Raw genomic sequence first — 18,743 nt, 5'->3', positions numbered from 1 at the left:
TGTTTGCGGCGGTTGGTCGAAGCGGAAGTACCATAACCAAATTAGGGTGGAACCACGAGCTAAGCGCACTCGTCCCTTCTCCGGGACGGGTGTTTTTTGCGCTTCCATTACAAACATTGGAGAGTGGTACACATGCCAGAATTAATGATTCAAATTAAACTACAAGGTGGGGCGTCACGTTCTTTTAGAGCAGGCCTGACTGTGGGTGAGGTTGCCTCTTCGATCAGCACTAGCCTTGGAAAACAAGCCATCGGCGGCATCGTAAACGGCCGAAATGTCGATCTGAACGAGAAGCTGGAGCAAGACTGCGAATTAATCATCGTTACACTGGACAGTGAGGAAGGCTTGTATCGATACCGTCATAGTACAGCTCATGTACTGGCTCAGGCGCTGAAACGTTTGTACGGTGCAGACCAAGTGAAGCTAGGTATCGGCCCTGTCATTGAAGATGGATTTTACTATGATGTCGATCTGGAACATTCCCTTTCTATCAGTGATCTGGCTGCCATTGAGCGGGAAATGCACAAGATCATTCAGGAAAATCTTCCAATCTGTCGTACAGTCGTTAGCCGCGAGCAGGCCATTCATCGATTCGAGGAAATCCAGGACCCTTACAAGCTGGAGCTTATCCGCGATCTGCCTGAAGACGCTGAGCTCTCGATCTATGAACAAGGTGAATTTTTCGACTTGTGCCGTGGCCCTCATCTTCCCTCTACTGGCCGCATCAAAGCGTTTAAGCTGCTACAGGTTGCAGGTGCCTACTGGCGAGGACATTCGGACAACAAAATGATGCAGCGTATCTACGGAACTGCCTTTCCGAATAAAGCCCAACTGGATGAGCATCTTCACATGCTGGAAGAAGCGAAGAAACGGGATCACCGTAAACTTGGCAAGGAACTGGAGCTGTTCATGTTCTCCGAAGAGGCCCCGGGTATGCCCTTCTATTTACCGAAAGGTATGACTATTCGTACAGAGCTGGAGCAATTCTCTCGGGATCTACAGTTGCAAGAAGGCTATCAGGAAGTTCGTACTCCGCTAATGATGAACAACCGCCTGTGGGAACAGTCCGGGCATTGGGAGCATTATAAGGACAATATGTATTTTGCAGACGTGGATGATGCCACTTTCGCATTGAAACCGATGAATTGTCCTGGACATATGCTTATTTTCAAAAACACACTGCATTCCTATCGCGAATTGCCCATTCGCATGATGGAATTCGGTCAGGTCCACCGTCATGAATTTTCAGGTGCCCTGAATGGCATGATGCGTGTAAGAACATTCTGCCAGGATGATGCCCATCTCTATGTCATGCCGGAACAGATCGAAGACGAGATCAATCAAGCGATTTCGCTGATTGGACGGATGTACGACATCTTTGGTTTTGACTATACAATTGAACTATCCACACGCCCAGAGGATTCCATGGGCTCGGAGGAATTATGGGAACAAGCGGAACAGGCGCTGCGCAATGTGCTGGATGCCCGCGGGGTGAAATACCGCATTAACGAGGGAGACGGTGCCTTCTACGGACCCAAGATTGACTTCCATATCCTCGATGCGCTGAAGCGCAGCTGGCAATGCGGAACGATTCAACTTGATTTTCAAATGCCAGAAAAATTCGACCTCACATATATCGGCGAAGATAGCCTCAAACACCGTCCTGTCGTGATTCACCGGGCCATCTATGGTTCAATTGATCGCTTTATTGGCATTCTGACAGAACACTATGCAGGTGCATTCCCGCTCTGGCTTGCCCCTGTACAAGTGAAGCTGATTCCTGTGTCAGATCACTATGCAGATTATGCACTTGAGGTGCAGAGCCAGCTTCGAGCGGCGGGTATACGTGTGGAGACAGACTTACGCAGCGAGAAACTCGGGTACAAAATTCGAGAGGCCCAGATGCAAAAGGTGCCCTACTCGCTCGTGCTTGGCGAACAAGAAAAACATGCCTCGTCCGTCTCTGTCCGAGCTTACGGCCAGGTGGATCAAGGCATGCAGCGCATTGATGAGTTTATCCGGGACATTCAGGAAGCCGTGAAGAACAAAGTTTAAACATGATGTTGCTGCAGCTAATTAGCGGATACTTCTGCAACTAATTTGCGGGGTGGAGTGAGGTAAGCATGTGAGACTTTGAAGACCAAGAGAATCTCAACAAGTTATATCCTTTCGTTCTCTCCCAGTCCAACCTGCTCTTCACTCCACGTCCATAACCGCTGGGCTGCCTCATCATCCAACGCATGGTCTTTGAGAGGCTGCTCCTTCTGCTGATAGAAATAACGCTCGGTCACGCCTTTAACGTCTGGACTTGTTGCCAGATATAGGGCTGTCCTGGCCCCTTCCTCGGGACTCTGAAAAAAGGGGAGCTTGCTTACCAGCGCCATAATGCGAGTACCGAAGCCAGTGCTCCGATCCACTCCGATACTGGTTCCTACCGCACCTGGATGCAGGCAGTTAACTGTAACGGAAGTTCCCTCTAGTCTTCGAGCAAGAGAACGGGTGAACAGCACGTTCGCCAGCTTCGACTGGGCGTAACTTTTGAATGGATTATATCCTTTGTGTAGATGCGGGTCATCAAAATGAATACGCCCGACCTTATATGCACCTGAAGATACATTCACAATGCGCGCCTGATTGGAGGCCTTTAACGGTTCAACCAGTAGCAAGGTCAGTAGAAAATGTCCAAGATGGTTAATGCCGATACACTGCTCGAAGCCGTCCGATGTTTCCTTGCGTTTCATCATTACCACCCCAGCATTGTTAACCAGCACGTCCAACTGGTCATAATGCTCGCGGAAACGATGGGCAAACTTACGTATGCTGTCCAGTGAACCCAAATCACACAACATAAGTTCAATCTTAGAGGAGCCCGACTGGTTCAGCGCTTGCTGAAGCGCCTCCTGTCCTCTCTTTTCACTGCGGCAGGCCATAATGACGTGATAACCTTGCCGTGCAAGTTCAATCGTGGTAGCCAAACCCATACCGGAGTTGGCCCCCGTTACAATAGCTGTTTGAATGGACATGAACGCCTTCCCTTCTGAACCTGAATAAATGATAAACAACGGGTGGTTAATAATCCTTCAATTCAAAAGCTGTCCTATGTCGATATTCTGACTGGGGCAGCTTTTTTTGGGGATTGCAAAGAGTACTACTCTATCGGAGTAAGTATAATTAATTTGTCATCTCCGTCACGCGGCGAGCCTCGACCATCGCGATTGTTGGTTAACACGTACAGCTTACCTTCTTCGCCGGCGCTGACATTGCGTATACGTCCCCACTCATCTTGGAAAAAAGGGACAACCTGCTCGACCTTCGTACCGTCTGCTGACAATACAACCCGAAGGAGCTGCTCTCCTCTCAGATTCGCAGCCACCAATGAACCCGCCCACGGGCCCTCTGTAATGAAGGCTACACCCGAAGGTGCCCAGGTGTCCTTACCGCTATGGGCCAGCGGAGCTTGATAGGTTCCATTCGCATCATCGTCGCCCTCTACTTCGGGCCAACCATAATTTTCTCCGGCTACAATCCGGTTAATCTCATCATGGTTGCGCTGACCGTGTTCGGTCGCATAGAGATATCCGTTATCCGGGTTCCATGCCAGCCCTTGAGCGTTACGATGTCCCATGCTAAATACCGGGGAATTCGGCCAAGGGTTATCTGACGGGATCGATCCATCGAGACCGATACGCAGTATTTTCCCACCAAGGCTATCCTGGTTCTGTGCCAGTTCCGGTTCATAACGCTCTCCTGTCGTAATATACAGTAACTGATCCGGTCCGATTTTGATGCGCCCACCGTTATGGTTAACTCCGCCCGGAATGTCTGTCAGCAATTCTTTGTCTATGACCGCTTTTCCATCTGTCACCTTCAACCGCAACACGCGATTCGCAATATCCTGCCCATCCTTATACGAGTGGTACACATACAGATATCCGTTGCTCTCGAAGTCTGGATCGGCCTCCAGTCCGAGCAGTCCGCCCTCACCTTCTTCGTTAAATGGGGCTTCCAATTCAATCAACGGCTCCTTCTCCAGCTTCCCATCCTTAATCACTCGAATGACACCCGGGCGCTCCGTAACAAACATCCGTCCATCTCCAACCGTTACAATCTCCCAAGGTGCATCCAGTCCTTCGACCAGCACAGAAGCTTGATACGGAACAACCGCGCTCCCTTGCTCATCACGTTGTCCAGTTCCTGTTTCCGTATGTCCTCCGTTGGCCGTCTGTCTTTGACCAGCTCCTTCGCCTTGAGACAACTGTTGTGAACCTGAGTTCAGAGTACCCGGAGCACAAGATGCGGTTAACAGAGCCATACTAAGCAACGAGGCATATAGCGGTACAGTTAATCGATTGTTCATGACCGTCTGAGATCCCCTTCCGTTTAAATTTTATCCTAAGCATAAAAAGTGATCCTCTTCTCTCCCACACGTTATATATCTCTGAAGGTCAGTAACTGTTTTATCTGTGAGCATTGTTCTATACTGTCCATTTCAATCTATGCTTTCTTTAGTCCAGCCACTGACTCGTTTGTAGAGCGGTTTCGCCCTGTATTACCCTTGCAACTCTTCACCTAAACGGTAAAAATATGCATTTCTCGCTCACCGATCCCCCGCCATTTCAGAATTCCTCCAACATCTTCTATAATAGAAGAAGCAGACGTTATTCTGGATAAAGTACATATGAAAGGTGGACGTTTACACTTATGAACCAAAACCCTTTAACAAGGCTGGAAGCTGACCTCTCCCGGCAAGGCCTGGACGCCATGCTAATTACAGATCCAAAACATATTTATTATCTCACGGGGTATGCAAGCAATCCACATGAACGTTTTATGGGCTTGATGCTGGCACGAGGCGAAGAGCCTTTATTAATCGTACCTGCACTGGATGCGGATGCTGCAGCAGCGGCTTCTTCTGTATCCAACATTGCTACACATCCGGACACGGATAATCCCTATGCGCTGTTTGACCGATATAAGGGACGTCTGGGCCGGGTAGGCTTGGAAAAAGAATACGTCACCGTCTCGCGTTATGAACAGCTCAGCGCTGCACTCGGCGGTGCACATTTTGAAGATGTGGGTTCGCTGCTGCGCTCGCTGCGTGTGAATAAAACACCGGATGAAGTCGCCCGCATTCGCCATGCGATTTATCTGATTGAAGAGACGCTGCGTCAAGGTCTCACACATGTACGTGCAGGGGTTACCGAGATTGAGCTGGTCGCCGAGATGGAATATCAGATGAAGAAACTGGGAGCAGACGGCCCTTCTTTTGATACAATGGTGCTGACGGGCCCTAAAACGGGCCTGCCGCATGGTACGCCTGGTGATCGTAAATTGCAACACGGGGATCTGCTGATGTTTGATATGGGCGTATATGCCGGAGGATATGCATCGGACATTACACGTACATTTGCATTTGGAGAGATTTCGCCGGAACTACGAACCATCTATAACACCGTGCTTGCCGCCAATGAAGCCGCTATTCAAGTGGTTAAACCAGGCATTACCTGTGCATCGGTTGACCAAGCCGCGCGGCAGGTTACGATCGATGCCGGATACGGCGAGCGTTTTATGCACCGTGTCGGACATGGACTCGGTATAGATGTGCACGAGTATCCTTCCTTGCATGGAGAGAATCAGGATCTGCTGCAGGCTGGAACCGTATTTACCATCGAACCAGGCATCTATACCGCAGCAGGCGGCGTACGTATTGAGGATGACGTTCTTGTCACGGAGACGGGAGTAGAGGTGCTCACGACGTATTCAAAAGAACTGCAAATCCTGACAGACTAATTAGCAAAGGCCGCCGCATACATGCTAACATCAACAAAAGTCCCGCTACCCATGTTCTCATAGGTTGCGGGACTTTTGTTACTTCCCATTAACTCAGCTCATGCGTGATGTCCTGCCAGGATTCCAGCTGTGGCAGCTGTTGCTTTCCCCAATAATCCAGAAACCATTGAAGCACCACATTTGTGTCTGCCGTCATATAGCTGTAATGCCGGAAACCATGTTCCCCTTCCTGCAAACGGATCTCCGCCACCACTTGTCCCGGCTCCTCCAGCGCAGCGGCTTGAAAATACATGCTTCCCTCCACCAGCTCCGAGGGTTCAAGCACCACGTATTCCTGCAATTCCAGATTGGTAATCAAATCCACCAAAAGCGAGGCATTAATACTCTCATTCTCGTAGGTTGTGCCGTTGCTCTCCAGTGTATAACGCAGTGTGGAATACATGCCAATCCCCCTTATATAAGGTAATATGCAGTTAATAATACATCACACCAAATAAACAGGAAACATATTCCACATAAAAAACATCCCCCTATGAAGTCCGATATGCAACCGGCTGCGCAGGGGGATGAATTGAAGTTGGCCCGAGTTTAGTTGAAAACAGAGCAACTTATGTCTCGTCCTTAAACTTGAAGCTACGAGCAGCATACAGGAACGGCGTACCAACTGCAGTCAGGACAAATTTGATCAGATACGTCGTCAGGAAAATTTCCAGCCATACATCCCATGGATAGATGAATGCAAACGCGACCGTGCAGAATACGAAAGAATCCACAAAAGAACTGATGATTGAGCTGCCATTTGTCCGAATCCACAGCTGATGATGTCCTGGTGCAATTTTACGCAGCCAACTGAACAGACGCACGTCCAGAAACTGACTGATAAAATACGCAGACAGACTGCCAAGCGCAAGACGTGGCAATAAACCAAACAATGTTTCCATGGATTCCTGTGCAAAATCTGTCGGTGCCCGATCAAAGAACAACACCATTTGCATCAGAATTGTTGTCATGATCAGCGTGAAAAATCCAAACCATACGGCCTTCCGCGCCTCACCTGATCCGTACTTCTCGTTAAGCAGGTCACTGGTCAGATACATACTCACATACATCGTGTTACCTAGCGTCAGCACAATACCCATAATATCTATCGTTTTGGTCACCTGAATGTTGGCGATAACCGTAGCTACTCCAATCCAGGCATACAGACCTTTTTTACCAAACAAGCGGTAACACAAGAGGAAAAATCCATACGTCACGAGAACGAAGAGCGCTCCCCAACCTAAATTAAACATGAATACATACACTGCCTTCCTAGTTTTGATTACGCGGGATGGTTACGAACCGCGGCTTGGCGCAGGGCCAAAACATGAATACTCTATCATATCTTCTCCCCCCTTGTCTAATGGAAAAAAAGACTCTCGCTCTCGTGCCTGACCGCACGCACCGGCGTAATTACATACGCAAAAGCCGCTCTTCGAAAATTTCCGAAGAGCGGCTCTGCGCCATCTTTGTTGCAGAACGCTCACTTTGCCGAGCATCTGCTCATTCCATGCAAGAGCTGTGGCGCAAGGCCAAGCCCCAGCTTATACGTGAGCCGCAGAATCCAACTGGCGGCTCTGATCATTGAACGTATCCTGATCATTTTCTTTCAAAATCTTACTCGTAACCAGTCCAGATGTCATGGACCCGTTCACGTTGAGCGCTGTACGACCCATGTCGATCAGCGGTTCAACGGAGATCAGCAGACCAGCCAAGGCTACCGGCAAGTTCATCGTGGATAGTACGATCAGGGAAGCGAAGGTTGCTCCGCCGCCGACGCCAGCCACTCCGAACGAACTGATCATAACAACAAGGATCAACGTTACGATAAAGTCCCAGCTCAGCGGGTCAATACCAACCGTCGGAGCAATCATCACCGCCAGCATGGCCGGATAGATTCCAGCGCAGCCGTTTTGCCCAATCGTAGCCCCCAAGCTGGCAGACAAGTTGGCGATCCCGTCGGATACGCCCAGTTTCTTCGTCTGAGTCTCCACGTTAAGTGGAATGGAAGCTGCACTTGAACGGGATGTAAAGGCGAATACGAGAGTAGGCAGGGCTTTTTTCAGATACGTAATCGGGTTGAACCCTGACAGGGCGATAATAATCAAATGGATTACAAACATAACTGCCAGTGCCACATAAGATGCAATGACAAACTTAATGAGCTTCAAAATCTCTTCCGGATTCGTTGTCGACGTTACTTTCGTAATCAGTGCTAGAATTCCGTAAGGCGTAAGCCTTAGCACCAAGGTTACAATCCGCATTACTACCGCATAAACGGCATTCACCATACCACGGAACGTTTCCGCCTGCTGTGGTTTTTTACGATCCAGTCCCAGTACAGCTACTCCAATAAAGGCTGAGAAAATAACAACAGCAAGGGTAGACGTACGACGTTCACCCGTCATATCCGCGAATGGATTGGAAGGTATGAATTCCAGCACCTGCTGTGGAATCGTCTGATCCTTCACATCTACGAGACGTTCCTCTAGTTTTTGTCCTTGAGCAAGCTCACGATCTCCACCTTCGATCTCGATGGATGTCAGGTTGAAGCCTAAGCTGGTTACAATGCTGACCCCTGCAGCAATAGCTGTGGTGATCAACAAAATAGCAATGATGGAAACACTCATCTTACCGAGATTTTGTTTCCCTTTAAGATTCATAATAGCCGAAATTATAGACACCATGATGAGTGGAATAACGACCATTTGCAGCAAACGAACATATCCTGAGCCAACAAGATTAAACCAATCGACTGATTTTGCAACGACATCGGAACCCGACGTGTAGATGAGTTGCAGAATAACGCCATACACAACCCCCATACCGAGACCCGCAAATACACGTTTCGTAAACGAGATGTGTTTCTTCTGCATCCAGTAGAGTACACCCAGCAGTGCCAGCATGACCACTACATTCACAACAATTAAAAATGTATCCATTACCTAAGTCCTCCTCAGACATGTATCACCGGATTTGAACCGATTTTTCTATTTATTCTTAACCTGCAAATATGACAATGAACAATATACCACATATCAAACTATTCTGGTAGGTATTAATTGATATTATGTAACAAGCATGTCATACATTCATGAATCACGAAAATATTTATGCATTTTCATGAAAATTTTTCTATTCAACCTGAGGTTAATTTTGTAATATAGGTATATCCTCTTATTCCAATGTTATATAGAGATAAAATTAGGTCTTTGTTCATGAGCATAAAGACCAACAGAGATAGAATAAAGGATATTGTTCATGATGATGACATGAAAGGATGATTCTATGTTTCGTATACGAACCGTTGCCGGCAAAATCAGAGGGACTTTGTTCCTTGTGCTGCTGGTTGCCTCCCTGTTGTTCAGTGTCAGTTTTTATGCAGTCTCAATGAATATTATTCAAAGTTACGTTCTGCCTCAGTTTGACAATAATCTGAATACGTCCATTCAGGATATTCACAAAAACACATCTGCATCCAGAATATTGCAGATCCAAAGTGGCGGTTCAGGTGCTGAAGGTGCTGCTTTGACAATAGGGTCTGACTTGGCTGAACAAGTGAAAACACATAATCTGGATGCCGCATATGTCATTGCTCTACAAGATGGTAAAGCGAGTGTCGTTGTCGCCAATACCGATTCAAAAATGAAACCCGGGGACGCCATTGAAATAGAGCCTGCTATGGTGGAAGCAAGCGAAACGAAAAAATCAGTAATTAGTCCGGTGTTTTCTGATTCTTTTGGTGTACATAAAGCAGCATTCATGCCCATTGCCGGAAGCAATATGCTGATGGCCGTGAGCATGGATGCCAAGTTTGTTCAGGATAAAATCGCTCAAATCTCCTGGTTGTGTCTAGGCATTACAGCGCTGGTCTTTGTACTTGGCTGGCTTATCTCTGCGAGCATGATCAAAAGAGTGACGAAACCGATTGTTACACTTGTGGAACATAGTAAAAAAATCTCTCAAGGTGATCTGACAGCCGAGCTTCATATGAAAGGCTCGGATGAGATCGCCCAACTGGCTGACAGCTTCCAGACTATGACACACAATCTTAAAGATATGATTGGTCGGGCCTTGTCAACCTCCAATGAAGTGGTTGTTGGCTCTAACGATTTGCTAAATCGTGTAGAGTCCATGTCCGGCATGGTTCAGAATTCAAGCCGTGCTGCTGAAGAAGCGGAGAAAGGAAGCTCCAGTATAGCTTCCAGCGCATCCGAGAACGCAAGAGCTATGGAAGAGATCACCCAAGGGATCATGCATATTGCAACTTCTGCCTCAGAAGTCTCGGAACAAATCAGTGAGGCCGCATCAGAAGCGCTTAATGGCAATCAGCTGGCACAAAATGCGGTTCAGCAAATGGAGCTTGTTGGAGAGACCGCTAACGAGTCGCTGCGTTACATCGAAACGATGAATGAGCGCTCTATAGCCATTGGTACCATCGTAAATTCTATATTTGAGATTACGAAACAGATTAACATGCTGTCACTTAACGCCTCTATTGAGGCTGCCCGTGCGGGTGAACACGGACGTGGATTCGCAGTCGTTGCTGGAGAAGTTCGCAAGCTGGCAGAACAATCTAAGACGGCGACAGAGGAAATTGCTGAATATCTCGGTACCATTCGTGAAGATGCCGAACGCTCCGTAAGTGCCATGAGCCGAGTAACCCAAGAGGTTGGCTCAGGAACACAAGTCGTGCAGCAGGCTGGTTCGGCCTTCCAACAATTGAACGAATTGATTCAGAATGTGAATCTCACGATTCAAACGGTCTCTTCATCTACACAACAAGTATCTGCAGGAGCAGAAGAAGTCAGCGCTTCAGTGGAAGAGACGGCACAGATTACGTCCAAGTCCCGTGAGAGCATGCAGCAGATTGCAACGACTGCGGAATTGCAGCTTGATGAGATGGACTCTCATACGAGTACCGTGCGTCATTTACATGAACAAGCAGTCGAACTGCAAACAGCTATGAAGAAGTTTAAAATCAACTAACAATGTATTTTCGTTTCAATGATTATGATCAAGCTGTATGTCTTATCCCATCATCGATGAGCAGTATTCTTTTGATTTCATCCATCAATGCATAATTAAACACCCCCATAACTAGCTGCAATCGTTCAAGAATGAACGTGCTACCGGTTACGGGGGTATTTTTTATCATTTCAACTGTACTTCTTGCAGTGATTATGTACATTCAGCTTATCGCTGCTGTATACCCATAATCTCATATACTCGCTTCATATCCAGTGAAGAACGCAAAGAAGCAGCTACACGATCAAATTCCATCTCTTTGCGCTCCTGAGCACTGTAGGTTGTCTTCAGTGGTGCAAGCCCTTTCGCTTCACGCAGACCATCCAGCCAGACACGGCGAAATTGATCGCTCTCAAACAACCCGTGCAGATAGGTTCCCCATACTTTGCCATCGGGAGTTCCCCAACCCTCCAAGAAGGTCTGCTCACCTGAATGTGCAATTTCGAACAAGGGTGTTACCTGTTCAGGTTCATGACATTCCGTCACACCCATATGAATTTCATATCCGTTCACAGGTACTGGCGAGATGCCGGTAGTCTTTTCCCCATACAAGCGAAGTGGATGCTTGGGCTGCACAAAACCAGAGGCTCTGACGGTCTGTTTGTGCTGAAGAAATGTTGTGGATAAAGGTAGCTTGCCCATACCTGCAGCCTCCTGAGTATGTTTCGCTTCAACAGTAAAAGGATCGATCAAGCGCTGTCCCAACATCTGATATCCACCACATATGCCCACAAGCTGAACATGCTTCCGCTTTACCTCATCCATCATTGCTTGTTCCAATCCAGAATCCCGTACAAATTGCAAATCGCCGATCGTATCCTTGGTACCTGGCAGAATGACGACATCGGGACTACCCAGCTCCTCCGTTGAAGTCACATAACGTACATTCACGTCCGGTTCACGAGACAACGCATCAAAGTCCGTAAAGTTGGAGATGCGCGGATAACGGATAACCGCAATATCCAGTTCGGTATGTTCCTTTTTGCCATGACGCAAGGAATCCAGCACCACCGAATCTTCCGCTTCAATCTGAATATCCCTTATGTATGGCAACACACCTAGGACCGGAATCCCCGTTCTTTCTTCAAGCCAGTCCAGGCCAGGTTGCAATAGAGAGAGATCCCCTCTGAACTTGTTGATAATAAAACCTTTTACACGGGCGACTTCATGGGGCTCCAGTAACTCCAGCGTACCAACAATAGAGGCAAACACTCCGCCACGATCTATGTCTGAGATCAATATCACCGGTGCATCGGCCCACCCGGCCAAATTCATATTAACAATGTCCCGATCTTTCAGATTGATCTCTGCTGGACTCCCCGCCCCCTCCATTAATACAATATCGTAGGTATCTCGCAACCGGTTTAATGCGTCCATTACGGTACGCTTCGCTTCCGGCAGGAAATGCTGCCGATAATCCGACGCACTCATCTGGGCAAAAGGTACACCATGTACCACAATCTGTGAATGCATATCTCGTACGGGCTTGATTAGAATGGGATTCATATCGGTCGTCGCCTCAATGCCGCATGCTTCCGCCTGCGCTCCCTGAGCTCGCCCAATCTCCTTGCCATCTTCCGTGACATAAGAGTTCAGCGCCATATTTTGTGATTTGAACGGGGCAGGTTTGAAGCCATCTTGTTTGAAAATCCGGCACAGCGCCGTTGTAATAACACTTTTACCTACGTCGGATGCTGTTCCTTGCAGCATAAGTACGGCCGCTGTTTTTTTAACCTGAGCTTCCATGCTTGCTCCCCCTGTCTATTATGCGATTAACATTCTCTATGAAATACAAACCCTATCGTAATCACAACTACAGCCAGAACAATCCTTGGAGCAGGATTAGCACCGTCAATAATGCCGCCTCTAGAAGTTCATTGATGGCACCATAGGTGTCTCCAGTAAGACCGCCCAGACGTGAACTGATCTGTGCAGCCACGAACTTCCCGATAAAATAACATGCTACAGGCAACACGATCACTGCTGCTATAGGGTATAGCCACCAGGGTAGTGATCCAAACCCACTGACCATCGCATCGGCAATCCTTGTATCCGGCTTGAACAACCATACCGCAACGAATGTAACGACTCCTGAGACCAGTGTCAGTCTAATCGCTGTGTTGCGTGACCGCTCGACTTCCTTTCGTTCGCCAAGTCCTTTGAATAACACAGCGAGTCCTTCATTCCCGCGTGCATTGGGCCAAGCTGACATAGCGTAAACCATAAACCAGCGGCTCCAGATCATAGGCAGAATCAGTAACGCCCCGTACATCCAGTTGCCACGAGCAATAATGTCCGCAATCAGCGCCGCCTTCATCATGAGCAGTAGCACACAGGCAATGACTCCCATCGCTCCCACGCGGCTGTCCTTCATAATCTCCAGCATTTGTTCACGGCTCCGATAACTGAGCAGGCCATCCGCTGTATCCATCCATCCGTCCAGATGTAATCCTCCAGTAAGCCAGACCCAGATTATCAAGATCAGAACTGCCGCAGGCAGAGCCGGAAGCAGCACACCGCCCAGCGCAGCGGCTAACCAGACGGATAGACCAATTGCAGCGCCGACCAGTGGATAATAGACTACGCTCTCACGCAGCAATGTCGGCACGAAATCAAGCTGCGTTTTCACAGGGAAACGGGACAGAAATTGAAAGGCGGCTGCAGCCGCATGTTTCCGATCCGGAACGGCCGAGCCTGCTGTAGTATCCTTCATAAGCGATACTCCTTACTTTTTAATTCGATCGCAATACCTACTGTCACAAGGAAAACCTCACGGCAGATTGCCGCGATCCGCTGATTAAGCACACCTGCCAGATCACGATACACTCGGCCAAGCTTATATTCTGGTACAATTCCGTCCCCTACTTCATTGGTAACAAGCACGAGTAAGCCCGGATAGGTACGAATCGCTTCGACCAGCGCATCCAGATGACCTTGTAACACGTGGCTCTCGTCATGCTCATGGGCTAACAAAACATTCGTCAGCCAGAGAGTCAGGCAATCCACCAAAATCGTCGGTGCGGACGTGCCGGTATGTCCTTCACCCATCCGTTGAATTAAAGCAGGCAATTCCAGAGGTTCCTCCATCGTATGCCAGAGGTAACCGGAATCCTCACGTTGCTTCTGGTGCATAGCAATACGTTCACGCATCTCATCGTCATATGCCTGAGCTGTTGCTACATACCAAGCCTCCGAGGAACGCTGCATGCAGAGACGTTCGGCAAACGAACTTTTCCCGCTGCGCGCCCCGCCCGTAACCAATACACTCATTCGGCTCCATCCTCCTGAACAGATGGAACCGTTGGACTGGCTGAGTCAGCCACACGCTCTTTCCCGTTCAGATCGGCATCAGCACCAGCTTCCGAAGCCTGATTCGTGCCATCCGACACCCCTGCACTGGCAAAGGTAGCCATCTCATTCAATAGCAGACAAGCCGCATCTAATAGATGTAACCCTAACACTGCGCCCGTTCCCTCACCTACACGCATATCCAGATCGAGCATCGGCTTCAATTCAAGTTCACGCAGCAGCGCAGCATGTCCATTCTCATGCGACGTGTGGGAAGCAATCATATACGATGTACTCATAGGGGCCAACTGTCTTGCGATCAATGCCGCAACGGTAGAGATAAAACCATCTACAATTACCGGACAGCGATGCGCCGCAGCTGCAAGAATAACACCTGTGAGTCCCGCAATCTCCAGTCCACCGACCTTACTCAGCACATCCAGTGCATCTTCAGGATCGGGTGCATTTGTACTCAGGGCCTGACTTATAACAGCCGCCTTGCGCTGTACCCCTGCATCATCCAAGCCGGTTCCTCGACCTACAGCAGCAGCAGGCGCAATCCCGGTGAGCGCACTCATCACCGCAGCACTTGCTGTGGTATTGCCGATTCCCATTTCTCCGGTTACAAACAACTGTGTTCCTTTCGCCACCTCGGACTTCACAACGTCCACGCCGACTAATATCGCTTGGATTGCCTCTTCTCGAGTCATTGCTGCGCCTTGGGCCATGTTGGCAGTCCCTTTACGGATCTTTCGAGAGAGCAGATTAACATGTTCAAGGTCAGCATTCACGCCGATATCGACACAGATTACTTCTGCCCTGGCATGGCGTGCGAGCACATTGACTGCAGCACCTCCGGCCAGAAAATTCATCACCATCTGAGGAGTAACTTCCGCTGGAAAAGCACTGATACCTTCAGCTACAACACCGTGATCAGCGGCCATCACAATGACAGCTCTACGATCAAAACGCGGACGTGCATGACCTGTCATCCCCGCCAGGCGAATAACAAGATTCTCCAATTTACCTAGACTGCCTGGTGGTTTCGTGAGCATATCTACATGAGCTGACGTTTCGGCAGCAATGTCCTCATCAGGAGCTATAATTGTGTTTATTACTTCTTGCAATACCTGTTCATTCTTCATACAACCAGCACTTCCTTTGTCAAAATAAAAGGCTCCCCGCCTCGTCTAATCCATCTCTCTTCGCAACAGCAATTGAGGTACGGAATGATCTGGATGCGATACCATCGTAGGGTTCACACGAAAAATCTCATGAATCTGCTCACCCGTCATCAAACTCTGGGGTGTGCCTTGTCCTGAATCTCTACCATCCCGCAGAGCTAAAATATGATCACAAAACAATGCGGCTAGATTAAGATCATGCAGCACGGCTACAATCGTAATTTGGCTTTTCTGCTGCCACGCAGCCAGTAACTCCATAAATTGCAATTGATAATTGATATCCAGAAAAGTCGTTGGTTCGTCCAGCAACAGCAGACGCGGCTCCTGAGCCATAACCTTGGCAAGAGCTACACGTTGCCGTTGTCCACCGCTCAAAGAATCCAGCGTTCGATCCGCCAGCTCCATCAATCCCAGTTCTTCGAGCACTCTGTCCACAACCCCGGCTCTATCTGCCGATTCCCGGCCCAGCCAGTTCTGGTAAGGATATCTCCCCATCTCTACAACATCACGTACAGGATAGGCGATTGCGGGAAGACCATCTTGCTGTAAAACCGCGATCATACGTGACAAGTCCTTACGGCTATATAAACCAAGGTCACGACCCTCAATGCTGATCTGGCCTTCACTTAACGTTTCCGTTCCTGCTATGAGCTGGAGCAGTGTTGACTTGCCGCTTCCATTGGGTCCGACTACTCCCCACCATTCTCCTTTGTTAACCTGCCAGTTTATAGGATGTAGGGCGCGATGATCACCATAAGTTTTGCCTGCTCCTGTAACCGATATTAGCAGCTCGTTATCTTCACTCACGGCATCATCCCCCTCCGCAGCTTTTTATTCCGGTGTAATAGGTACGCGAAAAATGGAGCCCCCACAAATGCAGTTACAACACCGAGCGGAATTTCGGTTGGTGACAGCAGAGAGCGGGCAATTGTATCCGCCCATACCATAAAGATCGCGCCTCCAATTGCAGAGAGCGGTACGAGCAATCGGTAGTCTGGTCCTACAAGCAACCGAAGTATATGCGGAATAACCAGTCCAACGAAACCGATGACACCCGAGACGGAGACGGCTCCTGCCGTTAACAGTGTACCCACAAGGAGTACAGATAGCTTGAGTCTGTCCACGCCAACACCAATATGTGCTGCCTGACGTTCACCCAGCGCCAGTACATTTAATGAACGTGCCCGGCTCCACAGAAAAATGAATCCAAGCAGGAAATACGGGAAAAGGATGGCCGTATACGACCATCCGCGCAGTGCCAGACTTCCCATCGTCCAGTATATAATTTCATTTATCGTTTGCTTCGACATCGTCGACAGGAAGGAAACAACCGCTCCGAGGAAACTTTGCATTACCACACCTGCCAGAATGAGGCTATGTGTTGGTATTTTCCGTCCTTCACGAGCCAGCGCCATTACAAACCATAATGTCACAACCCCAGTCAAAAAGGCAACCAGCGGCAATGTCCAGATCCCAATCAGCGCATACTGCAAACCGAAAAAAATCAGGAAAGCCGCACCGACCGAAGCACCTGAGGAGACTCCCAATGTAAATGGATCAGCCAGCGGGTTGCGCAGCACACCTTGGAAGCCCGCCCCCGCAATCGCCAGCGAAGCGCCAACGAGCATTCCAAGTAGTACACGCGGAAAACGTACCTTCCAGATAATCTGTTCAGCAGCCTTGCTCCAATCCGGTGTAATCCAGTCACCCACCCATGGCATTTTGTGAACGAGAATACCTGCAATGTCCCCGATGGGCAACGCCACTGACCCTATGCCTGTGCAGATGAGCACCGTAAGCACCAGCAGCACCATCCCCATCGTTCCGAACAGGATCAGCTTTCTGCTCATTTGAACAGGTCGGGATAGATCGCTTTGGCTACTTCTATTAACCCTTGAGTTACACGGGGGCCTGGACGGCTCAGCAAGTTCGCATCCAGTCCGATCACAGCATCGTTTTTCACCGCTGTAATTTGATCCCAACCGCTACGTGCTTTGATGATCTGATCCAGCGTTTTGGAGTTTTCATCAATGACATCATTAGCGTACAGAATGACATCCGGGTTGGAGGCAATCACATTTTCTTCGTTAATCTGATACCAGCCCTCTTGATCCGCGGCAATATTCGTACCCCCGGCTACCGTAATCAGTTCATCCATGAACTCCCCTTTACCCACACTCCAGCCCGGGGAGAACTCAATAAATACTTTTTTCTTCTCTTCTGGCTTCACAGCTTTCACTGCTTCTGTTACATCCGTCACGTCCTGCTTCATCTGTGTGATTAGCTTCTGTGCCTGTTCCTGACGGTCAGTAATTTTACCAAATGTTTCAATATTGTTCATCACATCGTCAATGGATTTAGGGTCCGTTTTAAAAATGGTAATACCCAAGTCACGCAGCTTTTTCACTGCATCCTCGCTTAATGAAATACCTCCGAATACGATATCTGCTTCTGCTGCGATAACAGATTCTTCGTTCGGCTTATTGATACCGCCCATTTTCTCCTTTGTTTTTGCCGCTTCCGGATAATCATCATAGTCGGAGACTCCGATGATTTCATTATCCAAACCGAGGGCAAATAGAGCTTCTGTCTCGGATGGAGATACAGATACAATTTTGGTAGGTGCTTTCTCAAACGTAAACGATTCACCTGTTGCATCCGTAACGGTCAGTGGATACTGAGTTTTCAGATCCGCTTGCGCTTGTTCCTGAGTCTGCTCCTGTGCAGGTTGCTGGGAGCTACCTGCTCCTTCTTTTGTAGTTGCGTTGCCGCATCCAGCCAGCGCCAATGCCAGCATCGCTGCGCTTAGCAGGGACGTTAGTGCTTTCCAGTTCTTAATCATTGATTCATTCTCCCCTTCTCTATATGTACTATTGTTGTTGCACATTACCTCACTCTTAATGCTCTACCCCAACTTGGTGTTCCGATGAAAGGATAATGAAGATGTGTACACGTGTAACATCATATTTTTCAACACATCGCGCACAACAAGAAAAATCCCTAATCCTCAAACAAGGATCAGGGATGACGTCTCGCATACAGCAATCTGAACATGTGCAGCAGGTAGCTGTACATGCGCATAGATGTGCCCGAAACGTTGTCCTTTCCTCGAAGGAACACCGGCTTGTACGCCCAGGGCTGGTAATCTGACTTACAGGAAGACTCCTGTTTCACAGTGGCGGGACCGTGCTGGATTTGCACCAGCTTCCCCATTTTACCCTTGTGCACATCATGACTTGTCCTTATTCATCATGAATACTGCATTGCACACGGGACCCTTGGTCGTTAAAGATAGTTCACTCAGATCAAAACATAGTCGCAGTGTTCTTTGCACAGATCCGTTCATTCAGGCACTGTAGCCTGTCATACGAAATACGTCCGTAGCGAGTCACACTTCTGTTGTGATTATAGGGT

Annotated in this window: 15 protein-coding genes and 1 riboswitch; of the genes, 3 read left to right on the top strand and 12 right to left on the bottom strand. The window is 48.6% G+C overall.

Translation table 11 applies throughout. The features are described from left to right. Positions 1 to 132 precede the first annotated feature (132 nt). Positions 133 to 2,055 carry a threonine--tRNA ligase gene (thrS, locus tag PQG66_RS17850; protein ID WP_272039083.1) on the top strand — a complete coding sequence of 641 codons (1,923 nt, stop codon included), beginning with the start codon at positions 133 to 135 and terminating at the stop codon, positions 2,053 to 2,055. A 104-nt stretch (positions 2,056 to 2,159) separates the two neighbouring features. Here the strand turns inward: thrS and PQG66_RS17845 are convergent, their stop codons facing one another. Further along, on the bottom strand, positions 2,160 to 3,023 hold the full coding sequence (locus PQG66_RS17845; RefSeq protein ID WP_272039082.1) for an SDR family oxidoreductase: 864 nt from the start codon (positions 3,021 to 3,023) through the stop codon (positions 2,160 to 2,162). A gap of 125 nt (positions 3,024 to 3,148) precedes the next feature. Next, positions 3,149 to 4,357, bottom strand: a complete 1,209-nt coding sequence (locus tag PQG66_RS17840; RefSeq protein ID WP_272039081.1) for a PQQ-dependent sugar dehydrogenase — start codon at positions 4,355 to 4,357, stop codon at positions 3,149 to 3,151. 344 nt (positions 4,358 to 4,701) lie between these two features. On the opposite strand from PQG66_RS17840, the gene PQG66_RS17835 reads away from it, so the two are divergent. Beyond that, positions 4,702 to 5,790 carry a M24 family metallopeptidase gene (locus PQG66_RS17835; protein ID WP_272039080.1) on the top strand — a complete coding sequence of 363 codons (1,089 nt, stop codon included), beginning with the start codon at positions 4,702 to 4,704 and terminating at the stop codon, positions 5,788 to 5,790. Between the two features lie 88 nt (positions 5,791 to 5,878). On the opposite strand, the gene PQG66_RS17830 is transcribed toward PQG66_RS17835, so the two are convergent. From PQG66_RS17830 to PQG66_RS17820, 3 genes are all read right to left on the bottom strand, one after another. After that, positions 5,879 to 6,232: a hypothetical protein gene (locus PQG66_RS17830; protein ID WP_272039078.1), complete on the bottom strand. Its 354-nt coding sequence runs from the start codon at positions 6,230 to 6,232 to the stop codon at positions 5,879 to 5,881. Between the two features lie 166 nt (positions 6,233 to 6,398). Then, positions 6,399 to 7,082: a queuosine precursor transporter gene (locus PQG66_RS17825; protein WP_272039077.1), complete on the bottom strand. Its 684-nt coding sequence runs from the start codon at positions 7,080 to 7,082 to the stop codon at positions 6,399 to 6,401. 291 nt (positions 7,083 to 7,373) lie between these two features. Beyond that, entirely contained in the window at positions 7,374 to 8,771 is a 1,398-nt protein-coding gene (locus PQG66_RS17820; RefSeq protein ID WP_272039076.1) for an L-cystine transporter, read from the bottom strand. Between the two features lie 346 nt (positions 8,772 to 9,117). On the opposite strand from PQG66_RS17820, the gene PQG66_RS17815 reads away from it, so the two are divergent. After that, complete coding sequence (locus PQG66_RS17815; RefSeq protein WP_272039075.1) at positions 9,118 to 10,818, top strand: methyl-accepting chemotaxis protein; 1,701 nt, start codon at positions 9,118 to 9,120, stop codon at positions 10,816 to 10,818. Between the two features lie 207 nt (positions 10,819 to 11,025). Here the strand turns inward: PQG66_RS17815 and PQG66_RS17810 are convergent, their stop codons facing one another. The 7 genes from PQG66_RS17810 to PQG66_RS17780 all read right to left on the bottom strand — a co-directional run bounded on the left by PQG66_RS17810 (position 11,026) and on the right by PQG66_RS17780 (position 18,171). Further along, positions 11,026 to 12,603 carry a cobyric acid synthase gene (locus PQG66_RS17810; protein WP_272039074.1) on the bottom strand — a complete coding sequence of 526 codons (1,578 nt, stop codon included), beginning with the start codon at positions 12,601 to 12,603 and terminating at the stop codon, positions 11,026 to 11,028. 67 nt (positions 12,604 to 12,670) lie between these two features. Continuing rightward, positions 12,671 to 13,570, bottom strand: a complete 900-nt coding sequence (gene cobS / locus PQG66_RS17805) for an adenosylcobinamide-GDP ribazoletransferase (RefSeq protein WP_272039073.1) — start codon at positions 13,568 to 13,570, stop codon at positions 12,671 to 12,673. Continuing rightward, on the bottom strand, positions 13,567 to 14,127 hold the full coding sequence (cobU, locus tag PQG66_RS17800; protein WP_272039072.1) for a bifunctional adenosylcobinamide kinase/adenosylcobinamide-phosphate guanylyltransferase: 561 nt from the start codon (positions 14,125 to 14,127) through the stop codon (positions 13,567 to 13,569). The genes cobS and cobU overlap by 4 nt, the downstream gene beginning before the upstream one ends. Further along, positions 14,124 to 15,290: a nicotinate-nucleotide--dimethylbenzimidazole phosphoribosyltransferase gene (gene cobT / locus PQG66_RS17795; RefSeq protein WP_272039071.1), complete on the bottom strand. Its 1,167-nt coding sequence runs from the start codon at positions 15,288 to 15,290 to the stop codon at positions 14,124 to 14,126. The genes cobU and cobT overlap by 4 nt, the downstream gene beginning before the upstream one ends. 45 nt (positions 15,291 to 15,335) lie before the next feature. After that, positions 15,336 to 16,136: an ABC transporter ATP-binding protein gene (locus PQG66_RS17790; protein ID WP_272039070.1), complete on the bottom strand. Its 801-nt coding sequence runs from the start codon at positions 16,134 to 16,136 to the stop codon at positions 15,336 to 15,338. Then, entirely contained in the window at positions 16,133 to 17,179 is a 1,047-nt protein-coding gene (locus PQG66_RS17785; RefSeq protein ID WP_272039069.1) for a FecCD family ABC transporter permease, read from the bottom strand. Before PQG66_RS17785 ends, PQG66_RS17790 begins: the two co-directional genes overlap by 4 nt. Next, positions 17,176 to 18,171: an ABC transporter substrate-binding protein gene (locus PQG66_RS17780; protein WP_272039068.1), complete on the bottom strand. Its 996-nt coding sequence runs from the start codon at positions 18,169 to 18,171 to the stop codon at positions 17,176 to 17,178. Before PQG66_RS17780 ends, PQG66_RS17785 begins: the two co-directional genes overlap by 4 nt. Positions 18,172 to 18,421: 250 nt before the next feature. After that, positions 18,422 to 18,570: riboswitch (adenosylcobalamin (AdoCbl) riboswitch) on the bottom strand. Between the last annotated feature and the right edge of the window lie 173 nt (positions 18,571 to 18,743).

This window comes from Paenibacillus sp. JJ-100 (genome assembly GCF_948329825.1).
Lineage (GTDB): Bacteria > Bacillota > Bacilli > Paenibacillales > Paenibacillaceae > Paenibacillus.
This window is presented reverse-complemented; position numbering and strand designations above follow the sequence as displayed.

Coding starts and splice junctions, on each gene's coding strand:
- thrS (WP_272039083.1), top strand. CDS start 133: ATGCCAGAATTAATGATTCAAATTAAACTACAAGGTGGGGCGTCACGT.
- PQG66_RS17845 (WP_272039082.1), bottom strand. CDS start 3,023: ATGTCCATTCAAACAGCTATTGTAACGGGGGCCAACTCCGGTATGGGT.
- PQG66_RS17840 (WP_272039081.1), bottom strand. CDS start 4,357: ATGAACAATCGATTAACTGTACCGCTATATGCCTCGTTGCTTAGTATG.
- PQG66_RS17835 (WP_272039080.1), top strand. CDS start 4,702: ATGAACCAAAACCCTTTAACAAGGCTGGAAGCTGACCTCTCCCGGCAA.
- PQG66_RS17830 (WP_272039078.1), bottom strand. CDS start 6,232: ATGTATTCCACACTGCGTTATACACTGGAGAGCAACGGCACAACCTAC.
- PQG66_RS17825 (WP_272039077.1), bottom strand. CDS start 7,082: ATGTTTAATTTAGGTTGGGGAGCGCTCTTCGTTCTCGTGACGTATGGA.
- PQG66_RS17820 (WP_272039076.1), bottom strand. CDS start 8,771: ATGGATACATTTTTAATTGTTGTGAATGTAGTGGTCATGCTGGCACTG.
- PQG66_RS17815 (WP_272039075.1), top strand. CDS start 9,118: ATGTTTCGTATACGAACCGTTGCCGGCAAAATCAGAGGGACTTTGTTC.
- PQG66_RS17810 (WP_272039074.1), bottom strand. CDS start 12,603: ATGGAAGCTCAGGTTAAAAAAACAGCGGCCGTACTTATGCTGCAAGGA.
- cobS (WP_272039073.1), bottom strand. CDS start 13,570: ATGAAGGATACTACAGCAGGCTCGGCCGTTCCGGATCGGAAACATGCG.
- cobU (WP_272039072.1), bottom strand. CDS start 14,127: ATGAGTGTATTGGTTACGGGCGGGGCGCGCAGCGGGAAAAGTTCGTTT.
- cobT (WP_272039071.1), bottom strand. CDS start 15,290: ATGAAGAATGAACAGGTATTGCAAGAAGTAATAAACACAATTATAGCT.
- PQG66_RS17785 (WP_272039069.1), bottom strand. CDS start 17,179: ATGAGCAGAAAGCTGATCCTGTTCGGAACGATGGGGATGGTGCTGCTG.
- PQG66_RS17780 (WP_272039068.1), bottom strand. CDS start 18,171: ATGATTAAGAACTGGAAAGCACTAACGTCCCTGCTAAGCGCAGCGATG.